19 protein-coding genes and 1 riboswitch are annotated in these 20606 nt (G+C 72.2%); of the genes, 13 read left to right on the forward strand and 6 right to left on the reverse strand.

Annotation, left to right across the window (positions count from 1 at the left end):
• Positions 1-16 precede the first annotated feature (16 nt).
• A complete protein-coding gene (locus AB0447_RS19735) occupies positions 17-1714 on the forward strand; it encodes an NAD(P)/FAD-dependent oxidoreductase (RefSeq protein WP_366477973.1) in 1698 nt (565 codons plus the stop codon).
• A 69-nt stretch (positions 1715-1783) separates the two neighbouring features.
• Here AB0447_RS19735 and AB0447_RS19740 read toward each other — a convergent pair whose 3' ends face one another.
• From AB0447_RS19740 to AB0447_RS19750, 3 genes are all read right to left on the reverse strand, one after another.
• Positions 1784-2482 (reverse strand): DUF5995 family protein, encoded by a 699-nt coding sequence (locus AB0447_RS19740; RefSeq protein WP_366477974.1) that lies wholly within the window; start codon positions 2480-2482, stop codon positions 1784-1786.
• An 87-nt stretch (positions 2483-2569) separates the two neighbouring features.
• On the reverse strand, positions 2570-3973 hold the full coding sequence (locus tag AB0447_RS19745; RefSeq protein ID WP_366477975.1) for a solute carrier family 23 protein: 1404 nt from the start codon (positions 3971-3973) through the stop codon (positions 2570-2572).
• A 72-nt stretch (positions 3974-4045) separates the two neighbouring features.
• Positions 4046-5257 carry an MFS transporter gene (locus tag AB0447_RS19750; protein WP_366477976.1) on the reverse strand — a complete coding sequence of 404 codons (1212 nt, stop codon included), beginning with the start codon at positions 5255-5257 and terminating at the stop codon, positions 4046-4048.
• A gap of 72 nt (positions 5258-5329) precedes the next feature.
• On the opposite strand from AB0447_RS19750, the gene AB0447_RS19755 reads away from it, so the two are divergent.
• Both AB0447_RS19755 and AB0447_RS19760 read left to right on the forward strand, forming a co-directional pair.
• Positions 5330-6535 (forward strand): ROK family transcriptional regulator, encoded by a 1206-nt coding sequence (locus AB0447_RS19755; RefSeq protein WP_366477977.1) that lies wholly within the window; start codon positions 5330-5332, stop codon positions 6533-6535.
• A gap of 40 nt (positions 6536-6575) precedes the next feature.
• Positions 6576-7178, forward strand: coding sequence for a hypothetical protein (locus AB0447_RS19760; protein ID WP_366477978.1), 603 nt, complete (start codon positions 6576-6578; stop codon positions 7176-7178).
• A gap of 58 nt (positions 7179-7236) precedes the next feature.
• Here AB0447_RS19760 and AB0447_RS19765 read toward each other — a convergent pair whose 3' ends face one another.
• From AB0447_RS19765 to AB0447_RS19775, 3 genes are all read right to left on the reverse strand, one after another.
• Complete coding sequence (locus AB0447_RS19765) at positions 7237-7980, reverse strand: NAD(P)H-binding protein (protein WP_366477979.1); 744 nt, start codon at positions 7978-7980, stop codon at positions 7237-7239.
• A 34-nt stretch (positions 7981-8014) separates the two neighbouring features.
• Positions 8015-8899 carry an RNA polymerase sigma-70 factor gene (locus AB0447_RS19770; protein ID WP_366477980.1) on the reverse strand — a complete coding sequence of 295 codons (885 nt, stop codon included), beginning with the start codon at positions 8897-8899 and terminating at the stop codon, positions 8015-8017.
• 89 nt (positions 8900-8988) lie between these two features.
• On the reverse strand, positions 8989-11364 hold the full coding sequence (locus tag AB0447_RS19775) for a chitinase C-terminal domain-containing protein (RefSeq protein ID WP_366477981.1): 2376 nt from the start codon (positions 11362-11364) through the stop codon (positions 8989-8991).
• Positions 11365-11638: 274 nt separating this feature from the next.
• Positions 11639-11769, forward strand: a riboswitch (FMN riboswitch).
• 248 nt (positions 11770-12017) lie between these two features.
• Here AB0447_RS19775 and ribD point away from each other — a divergent pair.
• From ribD to AB0447_RS19825, 10 genes are all read left to right on the forward strand, one after another.
• Complete coding sequence (gene ribD, locus AB0447_RS19780) at positions 12018-13100, forward strand: bifunctional diaminohydroxyphosphoribosylaminopyrimidine deaminase/5-amino-6-(5-phosphoribosylamino)uracil reductase RibD (RefSeq protein ID WP_366478004.1); 1083 nt, start codon at positions 12018-12020, stop codon at positions 13098-13100.
• Positions 13101-13703, forward strand: coding sequence for a riboflavin synthase (locus tag AB0447_RS19785; protein WP_366477982.1), 603 nt, complete (start codon positions 13101-13103; stop codon positions 13701-13703). It abuts the gene before it with no gap.
• Complete coding sequence (locus tag AB0447_RS19790) at positions 13700-14353, forward strand: nicotinamide mononucleotide transporter family protein (RefSeq protein ID WP_366477983.1); 654 nt, start codon at positions 13700-13702, stop codon at positions 14351-14353. Before AB0447_RS19785 ends, AB0447_RS19790 begins: the two co-directional genes overlap by 4 nt.
• Positions 14350-15615, forward strand: coding sequence for a bifunctional 3,4-dihydroxy-2-butanone-4-phosphate synthase/GTP cyclohydrolase II (locus AB0447_RS19795; protein ID WP_366477984.1), 1266 nt, complete (start codon positions 14350-14352; stop codon positions 15613-15615). The genes AB0447_RS19790 and AB0447_RS19795 overlap by 4 nt, the downstream gene beginning before the upstream one ends.
• 54 nt (positions 15616-15669) lie before the next feature.
• Entirely contained in the window at positions 15670-16155 is a 486-nt protein-coding gene (gene ribH, locus AB0447_RS19800; protein ID WP_366477985.1) for a 6,7-dimethyl-8-ribityllumazine synthase, read from the forward strand.
• A 34-nt stretch (positions 16156-16189) separates the two neighbouring features.
• The gene (locus AB0447_RS19805) at positions 16190-16468 is read left to right on the forward strand and encodes a phosphoribosyl-ATP diphosphatase (protein WP_366477986.1); all 279 of its coding nucleotides are present in this window, start codon (positions 16190-16192) and stop codon (positions 16466-16468) included.
• Between the two features lie 84 nt (positions 16469-16552).
• Positions 16553-17401, forward strand: coding sequence for an ATP phosphoribosyltransferase (gene hisG, locus AB0447_RS19810; protein ID WP_366477987.1), 849 nt, complete (start codon positions 16553-16555; stop codon positions 17399-17401).
• Entirely contained in the window at positions 17401-17859 is a 459-nt protein-coding gene (locus AB0447_RS19815) for a PH domain-containing protein (RefSeq protein WP_366477988.1), read from the forward strand. The genes hisG and AB0447_RS19815 overlap by 1 nt, the downstream gene beginning before the upstream one ends.
• A gap of 179 nt (positions 17860-18038) precedes the next feature.
• Positions 18039-19496 (forward strand): hemolysin family protein, encoded by a 1458-nt coding sequence (locus tag AB0447_RS19820; protein ID WP_366477989.1) that lies wholly within the window; start codon positions 18039-18041, stop codon positions 19494-19496.
• The gene (locus tag AB0447_RS19825; RefSeq protein ID WP_366477990.1) at positions 19493-20536 is read left to right on the forward strand and encodes a hemolysin family protein; all 1044 of its coding nucleotides are present in this window, start codon (positions 19493-19495) and stop codon (positions 20534-20536) included. Before AB0447_RS19820 ends, AB0447_RS19825 begins: the two co-directional genes overlap by 4 nt.
• Positions 20537-20606 lie beyond the last annotated feature (70 nt).

Consider the following 20606-nt stretch of genomic DNA (forward strand, 5'->3'; position numbering starts at 1 on the left):
CAAGGAGTCGTACCCCATGACGTCCACGGTGCCCACCACCGCCGTCCCGCACAGCGACGGACAGCCGCCGATCACCATGTTCGGCCCGGACTTCCCGTACGCCTACGACGACTTCCTCGCCCACCCCGCGGGCCTGGGCCAGATACCGGCGACCGAGCACGGCACCGAGGTCGCCATCATCGGCGGCGGCCTCTCCGGCATCATCTCCGCCTACGAGCTCATGAAGATGGGCCTCAAGCCCGTCGTCTACGAGGCCGACCAGATCGGCGGCCGGCTCCGCACCGTCGGCTTCGAGGGCACCGGCACCGAGGGCCTGACCGCCGAGATGGGCGCGATGCGCTTCCCGCCCTCCTCGACCGCGCTCCAGCACTACATCGACCTCGTCGGCCTGGTCACCCAGCCCTTCCCGAACCCGCTCGCCGAGGCCACCCCCTCGACGGTCGTGGACCTGAAGGGCGAGACCCACTACGCCGAGACCATCGCCGACCTCCCGCAGGTCTACCGCGACGTCGCCGCCGCGTGGAACGCCTGCCTGGACGAGGGCGCCGACTTCTCCGACATGAACACCGCGATGCGCGAGCGGGACGTCCCGCGCATCCGCGAGATCTGGGCGAAGCTCGTCGAGAAGCTCGACGACGAGACCTTCTACGGCTTCCTCTGCAAGTCCGAGGCCTTCCAGTCCTTCCGCAAGCGCGAGATCTTCGGCCAGGTCGGCTTCGGCACCGGCGGCTGGGACACCGACTTCCCGAACTCCATCCTGGAGATCCTCCGCGTCGTCTACACCGAGGCCGACGACCACCACCGCGGCATCGTCGGCGGCTCCCAGCAGCTGCCGCTGCGCCTGTGGGAGCGCGAGCCCGAGAAGATCATCCACTGGGCGCAGGGCACCTCGCTGTCCTCCCTGCACGAGGGCACCCCGCGCCCGGCGGTCACCCGCCTGCACCGTACGGCGGGCAACCGCATCACGGTGACGGACGCCTCCGGCGACATCCGCACCTACCGGGCCGCGATCTTCACGGCCCAGTCCTGGATGCTGCTCTCCAAGATCGAGTGCGACGACACGCTGTTCCCGATCGACCACTGGACGGCGATCGAGCGCACCCACTACATGGAGTCCAGCAAGCTCTTCATCCCGGTGGACCGGCCGTTCTGGCTGGACAAGGACGAGGAGACCGGCCGCGACGTCATGTCGATGACGCTCACCGACCGGATGACCCGCGGCACCTACCTCCTGGACAACGGCCCCGACCAGCCGGCCGTCATCTGCCTCTCGTACACGTGGTGCGACGACAGCCTGAAGTGGCTGCCGCTGTCCGCGAACGAGCGGATGGAGGTCATGCTGAAGTCGCTCGGCGAGATCTACCCCAAGGTCGACATCCGCCGCCACATCATCGGCAACCCGGTCACCGTGTCCTGGGAGAACGAGCCCTACTTCATGGGCGCGTTCAAGGCCAACCTGCCCGGCCACTACCGCTACCAGCGGCGCCTGTTCACCCACTTCATGCAGGACCGCCTCCCCGAGGACAAGCGCGGCATCTTCCTCGCCGGCGACGACATCTCCTGGACCGCGGGCTGGGCCGAGGGCGCCGTCCAGACCGCCCTCAACGCGGTCTGGGGCGTGATGCACCACCTCGGCGGCTCCACGGACGCCACCAACCCGGGCCCGGGCGACCGCTACGACGACATCGCCCCGGTCGAACTCCCCGAGGACTGAGACCCGGCGCCGCACCAGACCACCGGCCGCTGCCGCGTCGCATCCCCCGTGCGCGGCAGCGGCCGGTTTTCATTGCCAGGCCAGGGCGGGCCGGTCCGGCAGCCGTGGCCGGGGCACCCCCAGGGGGGTCAGGAGACATCGGCCCACCAGGCCGACGCCGGCGTCCAGGGAGCGGGTGACGTCCTCCGCCAGGTCCGGGGTGCGGCGCAGGGTCCACAGCAGACGGGCCGAGGCCCACGCCCCGTCTCGGGCCCGCTGCAGGCTCCACGAGCCCAGCAGATGGGTCACCGGGTCGGCGACCTCCAGCAGGTCCGGGCCCGGCATCAGTTCCTCGCGGATTCGTTCCTCCAGCGCGACCAGCGTGTCACCGACCCGGTCGAAGTCGCCTTCCAGGGCAGCGGGTGAGCAGTCCAGGGACCGGCAGGCGGAGACCACCGCCAGCGCCAGGTCGTGCCCGATGTGCGCGTTGATCCCGGCCAGCGCGTACTGGAGCGGCCGGATCCCGGGATGCCGGCGGTACTGGAACAGCGGGCGCCAGCAGGCCGGCGTCCGGTACCCCTCGGCGGCGGCCTCCACCGCCGCGAGGTAGTACTCGGCGAACCGTACCGTCAGCCCCTCCGCCCGCCTCGGCTCCGGGAACCCGCCGCCGTCGATCCGGCGGTGCAGGGTCTCCGTCACCGTCAGGTACACCCGGTTGAACACCGCGACGCCGTCGTGCGCGGGCAGCCGCTGGTCCAGGGCGCGCATCCGCGCCAGTACCGCATCCATGGGAGGCAGGTAACCAGCCTGCGCCCGCCGGCGGGAGGGCTTGGCCGTGCGCTTCGCCGGTTCGGGCGAATCGCACGGCCGTTTCCGTTACGGGCGTGCGCCTCCCGGCCCCTCTTCGTCGTACGCCGAGGTGCCCGAGTCCAGCAGCGGCTCCTCCGGCTCCCGACCCTTGAGATGGGCCGGCGCGAAGAACCGCAGCGCGTGGTAGCCGGTGATCACGACGATCGTGCCGAGCGCGATCCCGCCGAGCTCGAAACTGTCGGTGATCTTCAGGCTGACCCCGCCCACGCCGATGATGATGCCCGCCGCGGCCGGCACCAGGTTCAGCGGATTGCGCAGGTCCACCCGCCCGTTGATCCAGATCTGCGCGCCGAGCAGGCCGATCATGCCGTACAGGATCACGGTGATCCCGCCGAGCACCGCGCCCGGGATGGCCGCGACGACCGCGCCGAACTTCGGGCACAGGCCGAACAGCAGCGCGAAGCCGGCCGCCGCCCAGTACGCGGCGGTCGAGTACACCCGGGTCGCCGCCATCACGCCGATGTTCTCCGAGTACGTGGTGTTCGGCGGTCCGCCCACCGCGGTGGACAGCATCGACGCGGCGCCGTCCGCCGCGATCGCGGTGCCCAGCTTGTCGTCCAGCGGGTCCCCGGTCATCTCGCCGACCGCCTTGACGTGTCCGGCGTTCTCCGCGATCAGGGCGATCACCACGGGCAGGGCGACCAGGATCGCCGACCACTCGAAGGCGGGCGCGTGGAAGGAGGGGAGGCCGATCCAGTCGGCCTCGGCCACGCCCGACAGGTCCAGCCGCCAGTGGTCGACCGCCTCCGGGCCGCCCAGCGTCGAGTGGATCTTCCCGAAGACCCGGTCGAAGACGAAGGAGATCCCGTACCCGAAGACCAGCCCGAGGAAGATCGCGATCCGTGACCAGAATCCGCGCAGGCACACCACGGCCAGCCCGGTGAACAGCATCACCAGCAGCGCCGTCCACTGGTCCTGCGGCCAGTACGTCGAGGCCGTCACCGGCGCCAGGTTGAAGCCGATCAGCATCACCACCGCGCCCGTGACCACCGGCGGCATCGCCGCATGGATGATCCGCGCGCCGAACCGCTGCACCGCCAGGCCCGACAGGAACAGCGCCGCCCCCACCACGAACACCGCGCCGGTGACGGTCGCACTGTCGCCGCCGCTCGCCCGGATCGCCGCCGCCACGCCCACGAAGGACAGGGAGCAGCCAAGGTAGGAGGGGATCCGGCCGCGGGTGGCGAGCAGGAAGATCACCGTGGCGATGCCGGACATCATGATGGCCAGGTTCGGGTCCAGGCCCATCAGCACCGGCGCCACGAAGCTCGCGCCGAACATCGCCACCACGTGCTGGGCGCCGAGCCCGGCGGTCCGCGGCCAGGACAGCCGCTCGTCCGGCCGTACCACCGCTCCGGGAGCGGGAGTCCGACCGTCACCGTGCAGGGTCCAGCGCACGCCGAGGCCCATGTTCGCTCCGTTCCGCCAGCCGTGTCTGCAACTCTGTGCAAGGATCAGGGCCGCAGGGCGGCCGAGGACATGTTACGGCCGGATAGAGGCTGGTTCGTCCCGATTGGCGGGCACGGGCGCCCCCGCCCCCGTCTTCGGCCGCAGCACCGCGGCCCCCACCACCAGCCCGAACGCCAGCAGCGTGACCAGCCCGAACGACACCACCAGCGAACTCGCGTCCGCGACCGCGCCGATCGCCGACGGGGCGATCAGCCCCGAGGTGTAGGTGATCGTCGCCACGCCCGCGATGGCCTGCGCCGGAGCCGGCCCGCTGCGTGCCGCCGCCGCGAACGCCAGCGGCACCACCACCGCGACGCCCAGCCCGATCAGCCCGAACCCGGCCAGCGCGCCGGCCGGCTGCCGGACCAGTACGACGAGCAGGCCGCCGGCCGTGGCCAGCAGACCGCCGGCCCGTACGGTGCGCACCGCGCCGAACCGGTCCACCACCCGGTCGCCCGCGAGCCGGGCGACCGTCATGGTCAGCGCGAACGCCGTGGTGGAGGCGGCGGCCAGGCCCGCGTCCGTGTGCAGCACGTCCCGCAGGTAGACCGCAGACCAGTCCAGGCTCGCCCCCTCCGCGAAGACCGCGGCGAACCCGATCGCGCCGATCAGCAGGGCCGACTTCGGCGGCAGCGCGAAATGCGGCGGCGCTTCCTCCCCGTGCCCGCTGCGCAGGTCCAGCACTCCGCGTACGGCCAGCCCGGCGGCGGTCAGCGCGAGCGCCGCGACCAGGTGGTGCAGCCGGGCATCGGCCCCGGCGTGCGCGGCGACCGTACCGGCCGCCGAGCCGAGCAGTGCGCCCGCGCTCCACATGCCGTGCAGGGAGGACATGATCGACCGGCCGAGCCGGTTCTCGGTCTCCACGCCGAGGGCGTTCATGGCCACGTCGGACATCCCGGAGGTGGCGCCGTAGACCAGGAGGGCCGCGCACAGCACGGGCAGGTTCGGGGCCAGGCTCGGCAGGACCAGGGAGAGCGTCCACATCGCCAGCAGGCCGCGCAGGGCGGCGCGGGCGCCGAACCGGTGGTTGATCCGGCCGGCCAGCGGCATGGCGAGCGCGGCGCCGACGGCGGGGAAGGCCAGGGCCAGTCCGAGGGTGCCGGCGCCGAGTCCCGCGTTCTCCTGGATCCAGGGGATCCGGGTCGCGAAGCTGCCGGTGACGGCACCGTGGGCGCAGAAGACGGCGGCGATGGCGATCCGGGCGCGGCGCAGCCGCGCCGGGGTGAGGTCGGTGTCCTCGGTCATGACCGTAAACTATCAGGAACCCTGCCTGATAGATAAGATTTCCGTTCGACCGCGGCTCCCTAGGATGCGCACGTGACCACTGCCCTCTCGCCCGCCTCCCCGAGCACGGCCCGCGCCATCAACGACCGGTTGGCCCTCAACCTCCTCCAGGAGGAAGGGCCGCTGACGGCGAGCCAGCTCAAGGCCGGCACCGGCCTGTCCCGGCCGTCCGTGGCCGACCTCCTCGAACGGCTCGCCACGGCCGGCCTGATCGAGGTCGTGGGGGAGTCCCGCGAACAGCGCCGCGGACCCAACGCCAAGCTGTACGGCATCGTCTCCCGCCGCGCCTTCCTCGCCGCCCTGGACGTACGCACGGACAGCGCGACCGCGGTGGTCACCGACCTGCTGGGCCGCCCCCTGGCCGAGGCCGCACTGCCGGTGGACGCCCCCCGGGACGCGGTCGCCGTGCTCCGCCGCACCGCCCGCGCGGCCGGGGCGGACGCCCTGCACACCGTGATGGTGGGCGCCCCCGGCCTGGTCGCGCCCGCCACCGGCGAACTCCGCGACACCACCGGCCTGCCGTCCTGGCACCGCGACCTGGTCGCCCTGCTGCAGAGCGAACTGCCCGCCCGCGTCCTGGTGGAGAACGAGACCAACCTGGCGGCCCTGGCCGAACAGCGGCTCGGCGCCGCCCGCGACCTCGACTCCTTCGTCCTGCTGTGGCTGGGCGCCGGGGTCGGCGCGGCGGTGGTGCTGGACGGGCGGCTGCGCCGCGGCGCCTCCGGCGGCGCCGGCGAGATCGGCTTCCTCCCCGTCCCGGGAACGGCAGGGCTGCCGTCCGCCACGGACTGCGGGGGCGGGTTCCACGCCCTGGCCGGGGCGGAGGCGGTGGCCGAGCTGGCCGTCCGCCACGGCCTCGCGGGCGGCGCGGCCGCCGCGGTCGCAACCGCGGTCGCGGCCGCCACGGAGGGGACGGCGCCGGCCGACGGCGGCGAGGCGTTCCTCGACGCCCTGGCCGAACGGCTCGCGCTCGGCGCGGCCGCGGTCGCCGCCGTGCTCGACCCCGGCTGCGTCATCCTCGGCGGCGAACTCGGCCTGGCCGGCGGACCCGCGCTGGCCGAGCGGGTGGCCCGCCGGCTCGACACCCTCACCCCGGTTCCGACCGGGGTCCGCGCCACCGCCCTCGGCGGCGGCGCCGTCCTGGCCGGCGCCCGGCTGGCCGCCCGCGACGCCGCCCAGGAAGTGCTGTTCGGCCGGCCCGGCCCGGACCCGGGCCGGAGCAGCCGCCGGGACGCATGACAGGCTTGGCCCGGGCACGGCACGGGACGAGGGGGAACTCATGCTGATCGACGAGGTGTTGGGGCACTGGGACTTCCGCGAGGTGCACACCCTGGTGGTGCCCGCCCCGCCCGGGGCGGTCTGGCAGGCCCTGGAGACGCTGACGCCGGCGGACGTGCCGGTCGCCGCGGTGCTGATGGGGCTGCGGACCCTGCCCACCCGGCTGCTCGGATCGGTCCTTCCCGGCCGCGGTCCGGCCGGCGGCTCCGGTGCCGGAAGCGGCACCGGAGCCCGGACCCTGCGGGACGCCATGGCCGACCGGTTCGTACCGCTCGCCGAAACGGCCGGGGAGGAGACCGTGTCCGGCGCGGCAGGCCAGTGGTGGAAGCCCGCGGCGCCGTTCATCGCCCTCGAGGACTCCGAGGAGTTCCGCGAGTTCAGGACCCCCGGCCACCTGAAGGCCGCCATCAACTTCCGGGTCACGGCCCACCCGCGCGGCAGCCTGCTGCGCACCGAGACCCGGGTCGTCGCCCTCGACCCCCCGACCCGGCGGGTGTTCGCCCCGTACTGGTACCTGCTGGCCCGGCCCTTCGGCGGGATCATCCGCCGCGCCATGCTGCGGGCGGTGGCCCGCCGCGCCCTGGCGGGCGGGCCCGCCGCCTGATCCGGGCGGACCGGGACCGTCCCGCGGCATGAGACGGCCCGCTCCCCCGGCCCGCTCGTCAGGCGCGGACGCCCTGGCGCTCCAGGAACTCCGTGAAGGTCCCCCTGCCCACCGCGTGCGCGGGAGTGAGGTGGCCGCCCCGGCGGTAGGCCGCGAACGTCTTGCCCGGCAGCCGCACCGGCAGAACCGGCCGGCGGCGTCCGGCGGCCTTCAGGTAGACCCGCGCCAGGTCGGTCATCCCGAGCGTCTCGGGGCCGCCCATGTCCGCCACCCGCCCGGCCGGCGGCGCCGCCGCCAGCTCGGCCAGCCGGTCGGCGACCTCCTGGACGTCGATCGGCTGGTCCGCCACCCCCGCCGGGACCAGCAGCACCGGCAGCTTCGCCATCGCCCGGAAGTAGCCGAGCACCAGGTCGTGGAACTGGGTGGTGCGCAGCACCGTCCACCCCAGCCCCGACTCCTCGATCATCCGCTCCACCCGGTACTTCACCCGGTAGTAGGGCAGCGGCACCTCGTCCACGCCGACGATCGAGATGTAGACCAGGTGCCGGACCCCGGCCGTGCGGGCCGCCTCGATGAGGTGGGCCGCCGCCTTGTCGTCCCCGCCCTTCGGGGTGCTGGCACAGTGCACGACCACGTCCGCGCCCGCCATCGCCGCGTCCAGGCCGGTGCCCTCGATCAGGTCGACCGGGTAGTCGCGCGCGCTGCGGCTCAGGACGCGGACCCGGTGGCCCGCGCCGCGCAGCCGCTCCACGACGAGCCTTCCGAGGGTGCCCGTTCCGCCGGTGACGAGGATGGTGCTCATGGGGTGTCTGCCTTCCGTAGGCGCTGTACGTTCCTCAGCCGGGACCGGGCAGCCCGCCGGAATGTGACAGCTGGCGGTGTACGAATTGCAGCTTCTCCGGGTTCACGATGGTCCGCAGGTCCGTGACCAGCCCGTCCTCGAAGTCGATCTGCAGGACGGCGACCTCCCCGAAGGCCAGCGCGGGCGCGCCGTTGACCTCGACGAGCGTGTAGGGGATCCCGGCCACGAACTTCTCCACCGCGCCCAGGAGGAACCGGGCCACCTTCTCCCGGCCCAGGACGGGCCGCCGGGCGGCGTTGACCACGCCGCCGCCGTCCGACACGTACACCGCGTCGGCGGCCAGCAGCCGTTCCAGTCCGGCCAGGTCCCCCTCCCGGGCCGCCGCCAGGAAGCTCCGGACCAGGCCCTGCCACTGCTCCGGGTCCGGCCGGAAGCGGGGCCGCGGTGCCGCCACCCGCTGGGCGGCCCGCCGGTACAGCTGGCGGCAGTTGGCCTCCGACAGGTCGAGCAGGCCGGCGATCTCCCGGTGGCCGTACGCGAAGGCCTCGCGGAGCACGTACACGGCCCGCTCCGTCGGAGTCAGCTGTTCCAGCAGTACCAGCAGGGCCAGCGATACGCCGTCCCGCTGCTCGGCGGTCTCCAGCGGCCCGAGCGTGCCGTCCGCGGTGAGCACCGGCTCCGGCAGCCAGGGGCCGACGTACTCCTCGCGCCGGACGCGGGCCGAGGTGAGCTGGTTGAGGCAGAGGTGGGTGACGGTCTTGGCGAGCCAGGCGCCCGGGTGCTCCACGTCGCTGCGGTCGTCCGCGCTCCAGCGCAGCCAGGCGTCCTGGACCATGTCCTCGGCTTCGGAGGCCGAGCCGAGCATGCGGTAGGCGATGCCGAACATCCGGCCGCGGTGTTCCTCGAATACGTCGTTCACGGTCCGAGCGTGCCAGAGGGCCCGGCAGCGCAAGGCTGCCGGGCCCTCCTCCTCGGATCACCCGATCTCAGGTCAGCCGGTCACGGCGTTCAGCAGGCTCCCTGGTCCTTCCAGACACCCCATTCACCGGTGGTGCCGGGCTCTTCGTTCTGGGTCCACCACTGCGCCTTCCAGTTGTGGCCCTTGTGCGAGACGACGGTGCCGCCGTTGTAGACCGTGCCCGCCGCGTAGGCCGGGTTGGTGCAGGTGCCGCCCGGCGGGGTCGTCGGCGGCGTGGTCGGCGGGGTCGTCGGGGGAGTGGTGGGCGGCGTGGTCGGCGGGGTGGTCGGCGGCTGGGTGCCGCCGCCCGGCTGGACCACGGTGGTGCCGCGGGCCAGGTCGCCGGCCAGGGCGTAGGTCGTGCCGGAGATGTTCACCGTCCAGTTGGAGGGGGTGGACACCGGCAGGTAGTAGTTGAACGCCAGGTCGACCGTGGTGCCCGGCGCCAGCGACTGCCAGGCCGGGAGCTTCAGGGAGACCCGGTGGAAGTCGCCCTTCAGGCCCCCGATGTTGCTGCCGGTGTGGCCGCTGCTGATCACCTTCGTGCCGAAGCCGGACTGGTCGGAGGCGTTGTTCGGAGCCGAGGTCGAGTAGTCGAACTGGAACTCGGTGCCGCCGGGCAGCGCCGTGTTCGTGTTGTTGGTGATCTTGATCTTCGGGGTGAGGGGGTAGTTGGAGTCGCCCAGCTTGAACTCGGTGAACTCCGCCTTGATGTCCACGGCCTGGGTGGGCAGCGCCGTGGCGCCCGCCTTCTTCGCGCCGTACGGGGAAGCCGTCTTGAACTTCCGGTACATCACGTCGGTGAGCGTGTCGCCCATCTCGTACTGGCCCTTGGCCGCGTTCCAGGTGTAGTCGCCCGCGAGCTCCCACACCATGGTGCCGCCGATGCCCCGGTCGATCACGTAGTCCGACTTCGCGGCGACCGACTGCTCGTCCTCGGTGGACAGGAAGACCTTCTTCTGCGCGTTCCACAGCCACGGCGCGACCAGGGTCGAGTCGTACTTGCGGGCGTAGGTGCCGGTCAGCGTGGTGTTCGCGGGGAAGCCGTACTTGGTGACGTAGTCGCCGACGACCCCCCTCTCCAGGTTCTTGGCGTGCCACATCGGGTTCGAGCCCGCCGGGGACTCGTTGCCGTTGGTGTCCTTGTCGTGCCACAGGTTGTCGATGCCGACCGCGCCGTCGCCGCACTTGGTCAGCCCCGCGCCGGCCGGGCAGCTGGTCGCCGGGGCCTTGCCCCACAGGCCGTCCGTCCCGCCCTGCACGTTCTTGAACCCGCGGGTGTAGTAGGGCAGGCCGATGTTGATCCGGCCGGCCGGCATGGAGCCGCGGAAGTAGTGGTAGGCCCAGTCGGTGTTCAGGTAGCCGATGCCGCCGTACTGCTGGCTGCCGTAGACGCCGGCCGCGGCGAGCTCGCCGTCCTTGCCGTCGTCGAAGAGCGAGGCGTTGGGGCCGACGTACTCGTTCCATGCGCCGTGCAGGTCGTAGGACATGATGTTGACGTAGTCCAGGTACTTCTGCATCTGGAACGTCTCCATGCCGCGCAGCAGGTACCCGGAGGAGGGGGCGGCCACGGTCAGCAGGTAGTGCTTCCCGTCGGCGGCGCCCGCGGTGTCGAGCTTCTCGCGGAGGGTCTTCATCAGGGCGGCGTAGCCCTGGACCAGGCCGGCCCGGCGGGCGTTGGCCAGCTGCCAGTCCAGCGGGTTGCCGGCGTCCTTCATCGTCGTCGGGTACTCGTAGTCGATGTCGACGCCGTTGAACCCGTACTTCTTGATGAAGGCGACGGTCGAGTCCGCGAAGGTGTTGATGCCGGCCTGGTTGACCGAGCCGTCGGCGTTGGTGGCCATCGAGTAGAAGCCGCCGGAGGCGACCCGGTTGCCGTCGTCGCCGAAGTAGCCGCCGGTCTCGGCCCAGCCGCCCACCGAGACGAGGGTCTTCACGTTCGGGTACTGCTTCTTGAACTTGTTCAGCTGGTTGAAGTGGCCCTGGTAGGGGAGCTGCGGGTCCATCTCGGCCCCGGCGACGCCCGGCCAGGTCATCCCGGTGGCGGGGTTGTTCGGCCCGTCCGCGCCCACCGAGATCTTGTTGTCGCTGCCGACGTGGGCGAAGGCGTAGTTCAGGTGGGTGACCTTGCCCCACGGAATGTTGTTCGCGAGGTAGGCGGGTTCGCCGTTCTTGCCGGTGCGCCAGCCGGTGAAGTAGCCGATGACCCGCCGCTGGTGGTCGGCGCCCATCTTCTCCCGGCCCTCGGTGTCGTACACCGCGCAGTAGGGGACGTCGACGTTCGGAGTCTTGTACAGCCCGTCCGGTCGACAGGACTCGTTGTCGGCGGCGTGCGAGACGCCGGCCGAGAGCCCGCCGACGAGCAGGCCGGCGATGGCGGCGCCGGATGCCAGCAGCATCGCTCTCGTGCGTGTGGGGGACAGCATCGTGCCTCCTGGGGAGGGGAGGTGGTGCGGGACACAAGGTGCTTACGGGTAAGGCGAATCGGCCCGTGACGTGCGCACATCTGACGGGCTGTCTCCCTGGGAATGTGAAGCAGACATTAAGAGGACTAGACCACCTCGTCAATAGGTCTGGACCAAAGCGGGAAGAGGGTGTCGGGAGCCGGTCGAGAACGGCTCGCCTGTGATCCAGGCCACAGCGGCCCACTCGCATGGCCTCGGAGCACCCGTGGCACACTGGGCCTCGTACCAGTAGCAGCAGCGCACTCCGGGGTCGGTGCAATTCCGAACCGGCGGTTACAGTCCGCGACCCGTCCGCATCCAGCGGCCGGTTGACCAGGTGAAATTCCTGGACCGACGGTTAAAGTCCGGATGGGAGGCAGTGCGCGGCGGGCCAGTCACCGGTACGCCGCCGTCGGCGGGGTGCGTCCGTGTATCCACACGGCAGACCCCTCTTTCCGGCCTCGGCGTCCCCGTGAGTGCCCCGCTTCATCTGTCGTATCCCGACAGGCCCCGGAGTCCGTGCCCGATGGAGGCAGGAGGACCCGGTGGCGACACCCGACGCCCACGCGAACGACGCGATCGACGCGAACCGCAGCGACGCGACCGACGCGACCACAGCGCGCGACACCGCAGCGATGCGGCGCGCCGTCGCGCTCGCGGCCCGCGGCCTCGGCTCCACCAGCCCCAACCCGGTCGTCGGCTGCGTGATCACCGACGCCTCCGGCACCGTCGTCGGCGAGGGCTGGCACCAGCGGGCCGGCGGCCCGCACGCCGAGGTCCACGCCCTCCGCGCGGCCGGCGAGGCCGCCCGCGGCGGCACCGCGTACGTCACCCTCGAACCCTGCAACCACACCGGCCGCACCGGACCCTGCGCCCAGGCCCTCCTCGACGCCGGCATCACCCGCGTGGTCTACGCCGTCGCCGACCCGAACCCGCAGGCCAGCGGAGGTGCCGCCACCCTCCGCGCGGCCGGCGTCGAGACCGTCGGCGGGCTCCTGGAGGCCGAAGCCGCCGCCGGGAACACCGCCTGGCTGACCTCCGTACGCCTGGGCCGCCCGTACGTCCTGTGGAAGTACGCCGCCACCCTCGACGGCCGCATCGCCGCCGGCGACGGCACCAGCCGCTGGATCAGCTCCCCCGAGTCCCGCGCCGACGTCCACCGGCTGCGCGCCGAAGCAGACGCCGTCGTCGTCGGCTCCGGCACCCTCCGCGCCGACGACCCCCACCTCGCGGTCCGCGGACCCGCCGGCCCCGCCGCCGAGCGTCAGCCGCTGCGCGTGGTCCTCGACACCCACGCCACCATCCGGCCCACCGCCCGCGTCCTGGACGAGACCGCCCCCACCCTGATCGTTGTAGCCGAGAACCTCGAAGACGCAGCCACCCGCCACCTCGCTGGCGTCGAGCTGGCCCGGCTCCCGTACGACAAGTACGGGATCTCCGTGGACGCCCTGCTCGCCGAGCTGTACGCGCGCGGCATCCGCTCCGTCCTCCTCGAAGGCGGCCCGACCCTGGCCGGCGCCTTCGTCGCCGCCGGAGCCGTCGACACGGTCGTCGGCTACCTGGCCCCCGCCCTGCTCGGCGCGGGCCCGGCCGTCCTCGCGGACGCCGGCATCGGCACCATCGCCGACGCGCTCCGCCTCGACATCACCGAGGCCGTCCGCATCGGCCCCGATCTCCGCATCACCGCCGTACCCACCACTGCCGCCAAGGAGCACTGAGTGTTCACCGGAATCGTCGAAGAACTGGGCGAGGTCACCGCCGTCGAGCAGCTCGCGGAGGCCTCCCGCTTCCGCCTGCGCGGCCCCGTCGTCACCGAGGGCGCCAAGCACGGCGACTCCATCGCCGTCAACGGCGTCTGCCTGACCGTCGTGGACACCGCGGACGGCGAGTTCACCGCCGACGTGATGCAGGAGACCCTGAACCGCTCCAGCCTCGGCGGCCTCACCCAGGGCTCCCGGGTCAACCTGGAGCGCCCGATGGCCCTCGGCGGACGCCTCGGCGGCCACCTGGTCCAGGGCCACGTGGACGGCACCGGCGAGATCCTCTCCCGGACCCCCTCCGAGCACTGGGAGATCGTCAAGGTCTCGCTCCCGGCGAACCTCTCGAAGTACGTCGTCGAGAAGGGCTCCATCACGGTCGACGGCGTCAGCCTCACCGTGGTCGAGGCCGCCGCCGACTACTTCACCATCAGCCTGATCCCCACCACCCTCGCCCTGACCACGCTCGGCATCAAGCAGAGCGGCGACCCCGTCAACCTCGAAGTGGACGTCCTCGCCAAGTACGTCGAGCGGCTCCTCGGCGACAAGGGGACCGCACAGTGAGCGCCGTCGACTGGCTGAACTCGGAGGCCTTCACCGCCTTCGGCCAGCACATCAAGTGGTCCGACATGATCGGCAACACGATCGGCCTGATCGCCCTGGCCCTCGGCTGGCGCCGCTCCATATGGACCTGGCCCGCCCAGTTCCTCTCCGGAGCCATCCTCTTCGCCGCCTTCGCCGCCGGGCACCTCTCCGGCAGCGCCGGCAAGCAGGTCGTCGTCATGGCCGTCGCCGCCTGGGGCTTCTGGCAGTGGAACCGCGGCCGGCAGCAGGCTCAGGACGGCCGGCTCGCCGTCCGCTTCGCCAGCTGGACCGAGCGCGGGCTGATGGCCGGCGCCGCCGCCCTCGGCACCGTCGCCGTCGCCCTGCTCTTCACCGCCTACCCCTCGCTGTCCTGGGACCCGTGGCCCGACGCCTACATCTTCGTCGGCACCATCGTCGCCATGTACGCCCAGTCGCGCGGCCTGGTCGAGTTCTGGTTCGCCTGGCTCCTCGTCGACCTCGTCGGAGTCCCCCTGAACTTCGCCAACGGCTACGCCTTCTCCGGCTTCGTCTACGTCATCTACGGCGCGCTCGTCCTGTGGGGCATGCGCGACTGGTGGCTGCGCTCCCGCGCCCACACCGCCCCCGCCCTCGAAGGAGCAACGGCATGATCACCGACGAGATCTTCGTGCTCGACCCCGTTGAGCAGGCCATCCGGGACATCGCGGCCGGCCGCCCGGTCGTCGTCGTGGACGACGAGAACCGGGAGAACGAGGGCGACCTGGTCGTCGCCGCCGAGAAGGTGACCCCCGAGATCGTCGCCTTCATGATGAGCGAGTGCCGCGGCCTGATCTGCGCCCCCATGGAGGGCCCCGAGCTGGACCGCCTCGAGCTGCCCCAGATGGTGCAGAACAACACCGAGTCGATGAAGACCGCCTTCACCGTCTCCGTCGACGCCACCGCCGCCCACGGCATCTCCACCGGCATCTCCGCCGCCGACCGCGCCACCACCCTGCGGCTGCTGGCCGGCGGCACCGCCGAGGCGTCCGACTTCGTCCGCCCCGGGCACATCTTCCCGCTGCGCGCCAAGCCGGGCGGCGTACTGGCCCGCAACGGCCACACCGAAGCCGCCATCGACCTCGCCCGCCTCGCGGGCCTGCGCCCCGTCGGCGCGATCGTGGAGATCGCCGGCGAGGACGGCGTCATGCTGCGGCTGCCCGAGCTGATCCCGTTCGCCCGCAAGCACGGCCTGACGATCATCTCCATCGAGGACCTGATCGCCTACCGCCGCTCAGCCGAGCCGACCGTGCGCCGCGAGGCCGAGGTCAGCCTGCCGACCTCGTTCGGCGAGTTCACCGCGTACGGCTACCGCTCCACCGTGGACGGGGTCGAGCACGTCGCCCTGGTCCAGGGCGAGCTCGGCGACGGCGAGGACGTCCTGGTCCGGATGCACTCCGAATGCCTGACCGGCGACATCTTCCACTCCCTGCGCTGCGACTGCGGCCCCCAGCTGCACGCCTCCATGCAGCGGATCCAGGAGGCCGGCCGGGGCGTCGTCGTCTACCTGCGCGGCCACGAGGGCCGCGGCATCGGCCTGGTGTCCAAGCTCCGCGCGTACGAACTCCAGGAGCGCGGCCGCGACACCCTGGACGCCAATCTGGAGCTCGGCCTGCCCGCCGACGCCCGCGACTACGGGGCCGGCGCCCAGATCCTCGCCGACCTCGGCGTGCACAGCGTCCGGCTGCTGACCAACAACCCGGACAAGGCCGCCGCCCTCACCTCGCACGGCATCAAGGTCGCCGAGCGCGAGCCCATGCCCGTCGAGGCGGGCGAGCACAATCTGCGGTACCTGCGCACCAAGCGGGACCGGATGGGCCACGACCTGCCCTGGCTGGACGCGGCCATGTCCACGTCCGCCTGCGGCAACCAGTAACCACCCACACACACCACCTGCACACCACCAGAGCACGAAGCACCGAGGAGAGCTGTGAGCGGCAAGGGCGCACCCGAACTGAGCGTGAAGAACTGCGGCGACCTCCGGGTCGCGGTCATCGCGGCCCAGTGGCACGAAAAGGTGATGGACGGACTGGTGGACGGCGCCCTGCGCGCCCTGCACGAGCTCGGCATCGACGAGCCCACCCTGCTGCGGGTCCCCGGCAGCTTCGAGCTCCCGGTGGTGGCGAAGGTACTCGCCGGTCGCGGATACGATGCGGTGGTCGCCCTCGGCGTGGTCATCCGCGGCGGCACCCCCCACTTCGACTACGTGTGCCAGGGCGTCACCCAGGGCCTGGTACAGGTGTCCGTCGAGACCGGAGTCCCCATCGGCTTCGGCGTACTGACCTGCGACAACGACGAGCAGGCGCTGGACCGCGCCGGACTCGAAGGGTCGAACGAGGACAAGGGTCACGAAGCGGTCACCGCCGCCGTCTCCACCGCAATGACCCTGCGGACGGTCAGCGAACCCTGGCGCTAGCGGCGCGGGGGAACCCCGTATTCTGAGGACCATCATGGCGAACACACTCCCCAAGACCTTCGAAGAGCTCTTCACCGAGCTCCAGGCCAAGGCCGACGGCGACCCGAGCACCTCCCGTACCGCAGAGCTGGTCGGCAAGGGCGTCCATGCCATCGGCAAGAAGGTCGTCGAGGAGGCCGCCGAGGTCTGGATGGCCGCAGAGTACGAGGGCAAGGAAGCCGCCGCCGAGGAGATCTCGCAGCTGCTGTACCACGTCCAGGTGATGATGGTCGCCCGCGGGATCTCGCTCGACGACGTCTACAAGCACCTCTGAGCAGAACCCCTCCCTCCCCCCGCACCACCCCCTCCGCCCGCTCCGCACAGCACCACCAGTTACGCGAACAAAGGAACCGTCCTCATGCTGCGCATCGCCGTCCCCAACAAGGGTTCACTCTCCGGGCCTGCGTCGGAGATGCTCCATGAGGCCGGCTACCGGCAGCGCAAGGAGTCCAAGGAACTCGTCACGGTCGACCCCGACAACGAGGTCGAGTTCTTCTACCTGCGCCCCAAGGACATCGCGATCTACGTGGCGTCCGGCAAGCTCGACATCGGCATCACCGGCCGTGACCTGCTGCTGGACTCCGGCGCCAACGCGGAGGAGATCCTCCCGCTGAACTTCGGGCGCTCCACCTTCCGCTACGCCACCAAGCCCGGCACCGCGAAGGGCCCCGAGGACTTCCACGGGATGACGATCGCGACCTCGTACGAGGGAATCGTCGCCAAGCACCTCGCCGACTCCGGCGTCGACGCCTCCGTCGTCCACCTGGACGGCGCCGTCGAGACCGCCATCCAGCTCGGCGTCGCCGAGATCATCGCGGACGTCGTGGAGACCGGCACCAGCCTGCGCAACGCCGGCCTGGAGGTCATCGGCGAGCCCATCCTGAAGTCCGAGGCCGTGGTCATCCGGCGCAACGGCGCCGACACCGACCACCCCCAAGTCCAGCAGTTCCTGCGCCGCCTCCAGGGCGTCCTGGTGGCCCGCAGCTACGTGATGATGGACTACGACTGCCGCGCCGAGCACCTGGAGCGGGCCGTCGCCCTCACCCCCGGGCTGGAGTCCCCGACCATCTCCCCGCTGCACAACGAGGGCTGGGTCGCGGTCCGCGCGATGGTCCCCGCCAAGGAAGCCCAGCGGATCATGGACGATCTGTACGAGCTCGGCGCGCGCGCCATCCTCACCACCTCGATCCACGCCTGCCGCCTCTGATGGGCGCCGACCGGTCGGCCGAACCGACCCTGCCCGTCACCTTCCGGCCCACCCGCACCCGGATCGTGCTCCTCGGCGTCGGCGCGGCCATGTTCGCCACCATCACGGCGGTCGCGCTGCTCCTGGAACGCCTCACCAGCGGAGAGCGGATCAGTTTCGTCTTCGTGGCCGTGCTGCTCAGCTCCGTCCTGGTGCTGCTGTCCCGCCCGAAGGTGGTCGCGGAGGAGACCGGCGTCACCGTGGTCAACCTGACCACGACCCGCCGGCTGGAGTGGGCGCAGATCGTCCGCGTGAACCTCCGCCCGGGCGACCCGTGGGTCTTCCTCGACCTGAACGACGGCACCAGCCTGCCCGCCCTCGGCATCCAGCCGGGCGTCGCCAAGAACCAGGCGATCGCCGACGCCCGGGCGCTGCGCGCCCTGGCCGAGAACCGCGGCACCGGCTCGCGCGAGCGCTGAGTCCCCGTTGCGGGGACGATCTCACTGACTACTCTGGTGGCGGGGCGCATCCCGGCGCCCTCCCGCCGGCCCCGGGACCCCGTGGCCCCAGGGCCCCTGCGACTTGAGGAGTGACTCCCTCCAGCAATGGACGGATCGTCCGGTAGTACCCGCGCCGCCCTCCCCCCGGGAGCGGTGGCATGACCATCCCGCTACTGCTGCTCGTGGCGGCTTTCGTTCTCATCCTCGCCAACGGATTCTTCGTGGCAGCCGAATTCGGCCTCGTCACCGTGGAGAAGCCGGAGGCCGAACGCGCCGCAGCCGACGGCGACCGCCGCGCCCGTACGGTGGTCAAGGCCCTGCGGGAGCTGTCCTTCCAGCTCTCCGGCACCCAGCTCGGCATCACCATCACCTCCCTGGTGGTCGGCATGCTCGCCCAGCCGGCGCTGGCCGCCCTGCTCTCCGCCCCGCTCACCGCGGCCGGCCTGCCCGCCGGTGTCGTGCCCTCCGTCGCCGTGATCGTCGGCATGCTCCTCGCGTCCGCCGTCCAGATGGTGGTGGGCGAACTCGTCCCGAAGAACTGGGCGGTCTCCCGGCCGCTCCAGGTCGCCCGCTTCGTGGCCGGCCCGCAGCACGCCTTCTCCCGCGTCTTCCGCCCGGTCATCGCCGGCTTGAACGCCGTCGCCAACCGGCTCGTACGGGCGCTCGGCGTCGAGCCCGCCGAGGAGCTGGCCTCCGCCCGCACCCCCGGCGAACTGGTCTCCCTGGTCCGGCACTCGGCCCAGGCCGGAGCCCTCGAACAGGACACCGCCGACCTGTTCGTCCGTACCCTCTCGCTCGGCGAACTCACCGCCCAGCACGTCATGACCCCCCGGGTGAAGGTCAGCGCCCTGCAGTCCACGGCCACCGCCGCCGACGTGCTCAACCTGACCCGGGCCACCGGCCTGTCCCGCTTCCCGGTCTACCGGGAGCGGATCGACGAGATCACCGGCGTGGTCCACCTCAAGGACGCCCTCGCCGTGACCGAACCCGAGCGGGCCCGCACCAGCGTCGCCCGGATCGCCGTGCCCCCGCTGCTGGTGCCCGGAACCCTGCCCGTCCAGCCGCTGCTGGAACTGCTCCGCAGCGAGCAGCCGATGGCCGTGGTCGTCGACGAGTACGGCGGCACCGCCGGGGTGGTCACCCTGGAGGACATCGTCGAGGAACTCGTCGGCGAGGTCCGCGACGAGCACGACCAGGCCGAGGCCCGCCCGGAGCTGGCCCCGGCCCCCGCCGAGGACGGCCGGCCCTCCTGGGATGCCGACGGCAGCTGCCGGGTGCACACCCTGCGCCGCATAGGCCTGGACGTCCCCGACGGCCCGTACGAGACCGTCGCCGGACTGGTCGCCGACCTGCTCGGCCGGATCCCCGCCCCCGGGGACCGTGCCGAACTTCCCGGCTGGAAGCTCTGCGTCCGCCAGGTCGCCCGCAACCGCGCGGAACGCGTCCGCCTGATCCGCACCGCCCCGGCCCCGCACCCGCACGGCCTGCTGCCCGGCTCCGAGCCCGGATCGCTCCACCGCGTGCCCGTGCCCGCCCTGCACGGGACGGCCCCCGGCGCCGTCCCGCACGCGGGCCCGGCCGCACCGCCGGCCGACATGGAGGCGATGGCCCGGTGAGCGCCCTCCAGCTCCTCTTCGCCCTCTTTCTGGTCCTCGCCAACGGCTTCTTCGTCGGCGCGGAATTCGCCCTGGTCTCGGTCCGCCGCAGCCAGATCGAACCCCTCGCCGCCTCCTCCAAGCGCGCCCGCCAGGTGCTGTACGGCCTGGAGAACCTGCCCCGCATGATGGCGGCCGCCCAGTTCGGCATCACCGTGTGCTCGCTGACCCTCGGCGCGGTCGCCGAGCCCACCGTGGCCCGGCTGCTGGAGCCCGTCTTCCACGCCGTACACGTCCCGCACGGCCTGATCCACCCGCTGGGCTACGCCTGCGCCCTGGCCGCGGTGGTCTTCCTGCACCTGGTCATCGGCGAGATGGTCCCCAAGAACCTCGCCATGGCCGCCCCCGAGAAGACCGCCCTGTGGTTCAGCCCCGGCCTGGTCGCCTTCGCCCGGGTCTGCGGCCCGGTCACCACAGCCCTCGGCGCCTGCGCCCACTGGGTCCTGCGGCTCTTCAAGGTGGAGCCCAAGGACGAGGTCGAAGCCGTCTACACCAGCGCCCAGCTGGGCCGGCTCGTCGAGGACTCCCGGCAGGCCGGCCTGCTGGAGCCGGTGGAGCAGGAGCGCCTGGAGGACGCCCTGGAACTGGGCAGCCGCCCGGTCACCGACGTCCTGCTGCCCCGGGAGCGCCTGGTCACGGTCGCCCCCTCGGCCACCCCGCACCAGATCGAGCAGCTCACGGTCCGCACCGGCTACTCCCGGTTCCCGGTCCGCTCGGTCACCGGCGCCTTCATGGGCTACGTCCACGTCAAGGACGTCCTCGACCTGGAGGACCGCGAGCGGGCCGTCCCGCAGCGGGTCTGGCGCCGGATGACCACCCTGTCCTCGACGCTGCCGCTGGACGACGCGCTCAGCGTCATGCGGCGGAACGCCACCCACCTGGCCCAGGTCGCCGACCCGGCGGGCCGGGTCCTGGGGCTGGTCGCCCTGGAGGACGTCCTGGAGATGCTGGTGGGCGAGGTCCGCGATCCGGCGCACCGGGTGTACGCGCGGGGGGCGTAGCCACGACCGTGCGGCGCCGTTGCCGGGGGCTCTGCCCCCGGACCCCCGCGCTTCGATCGCCGGCGGGGCT

It is taken from the genome of Streptomyces sp. NPDC051211 (assembly GCF_040689505.1).
GTDB lineage: Bacteria > Actinomycetota > Actinomycetes > Streptomycetales > Streptomycetaceae > Streptomyces.

Excerpts from the sequence above, each read along its gene's own strand:
- AB0447_RS19735 (WP_366477973.1), top strand. The coding sequence starts at position 17 with ATGACGTCCACGGTGCCCACCACCGCCGTCCCGCACAGCGACGGACAG.
- AB0447_RS19740 (WP_366477974.1), bottom strand. The coding sequence starts at position 2,482 with ATGGATGCGGTACTGGCGCGGATGCGCGCCCTGGACCAGCGGCTGCCC.
- AB0447_RS19745 (WP_366477975.1), bottom strand. The coding sequence starts at position 3,973 with ATGGGCCTCGGCGTGCGCTGGACCCTGCACGGTGACGGTCGGACTCCC.
- AB0447_RS19750 (WP_366477976.1), bottom strand. The coding sequence starts at position 5,257 with ATGACCGAGGACACCGACCTCACCCCGGCGCGGCTGCGCCGCGCCCGG.
- AB0447_RS19760 (WP_366477978.1), top strand. The coding sequence starts at position 6,576 with ATGCTGATCGACGAGGTGTTGGGGCACTGGGACTTCCGCGAGGTGCAC.
- AB0447_RS19765 (WP_366477979.1), bottom strand. The coding sequence starts at position 7,980 with ATGAGCACCATCCTCGTCACCGGCGGAACGGGCACCCTCGGAAGGCTC.
- AB0447_RS19775 (WP_366477981.1), bottom strand. The coding sequence starts at position 11,364 with ATGCTGTCCCCCACACGCACGAGAGCGATGCTGCTGGCATCCGGCGCC.
- ribD (WP_366478004.1), top strand. The coding sequence starts at position 12,018 with ATGCGGCGCGCCGTCGCGCTCGCGGCCCGCGGCCTCGGCTCCACCAGC.
- AB0447_RS19795 (WP_366477984.1), top strand. The coding sequence starts at position 14,350 with ATGATCACCGACGAGATCTTCGTGCTCGACCCCGTTGAGCAGGCCATC.
- AB0447_RS19805 (WP_366477986.1), top strand. The coding sequence starts at position 16,190 with ATGGCGAACACACTCCCCAAGACCTTCGAAGAGCTCTTCACCGAGCTC.
- hisG (WP_366477987.1), top strand. The coding sequence starts at position 16,553 with ATGCTGCGCATCGCCGTCCCCAACAAGGGTTCACTCTCCGGGCCTGCG.
- AB0447_RS19815 (WP_366477988.1), top strand. The coding sequence starts at position 17,401 with ATGGGCGCCGACCGGTCGGCCGAACCGACCCTGCCCGTCACCTTCCGG.
- AB0447_RS19820 (WP_366477989.1), top strand. The coding sequence starts at position 18,039 with ATGACCATCCCGCTACTGCTGCTCGTGGCGGCTTTCGTTCTCATCCTC.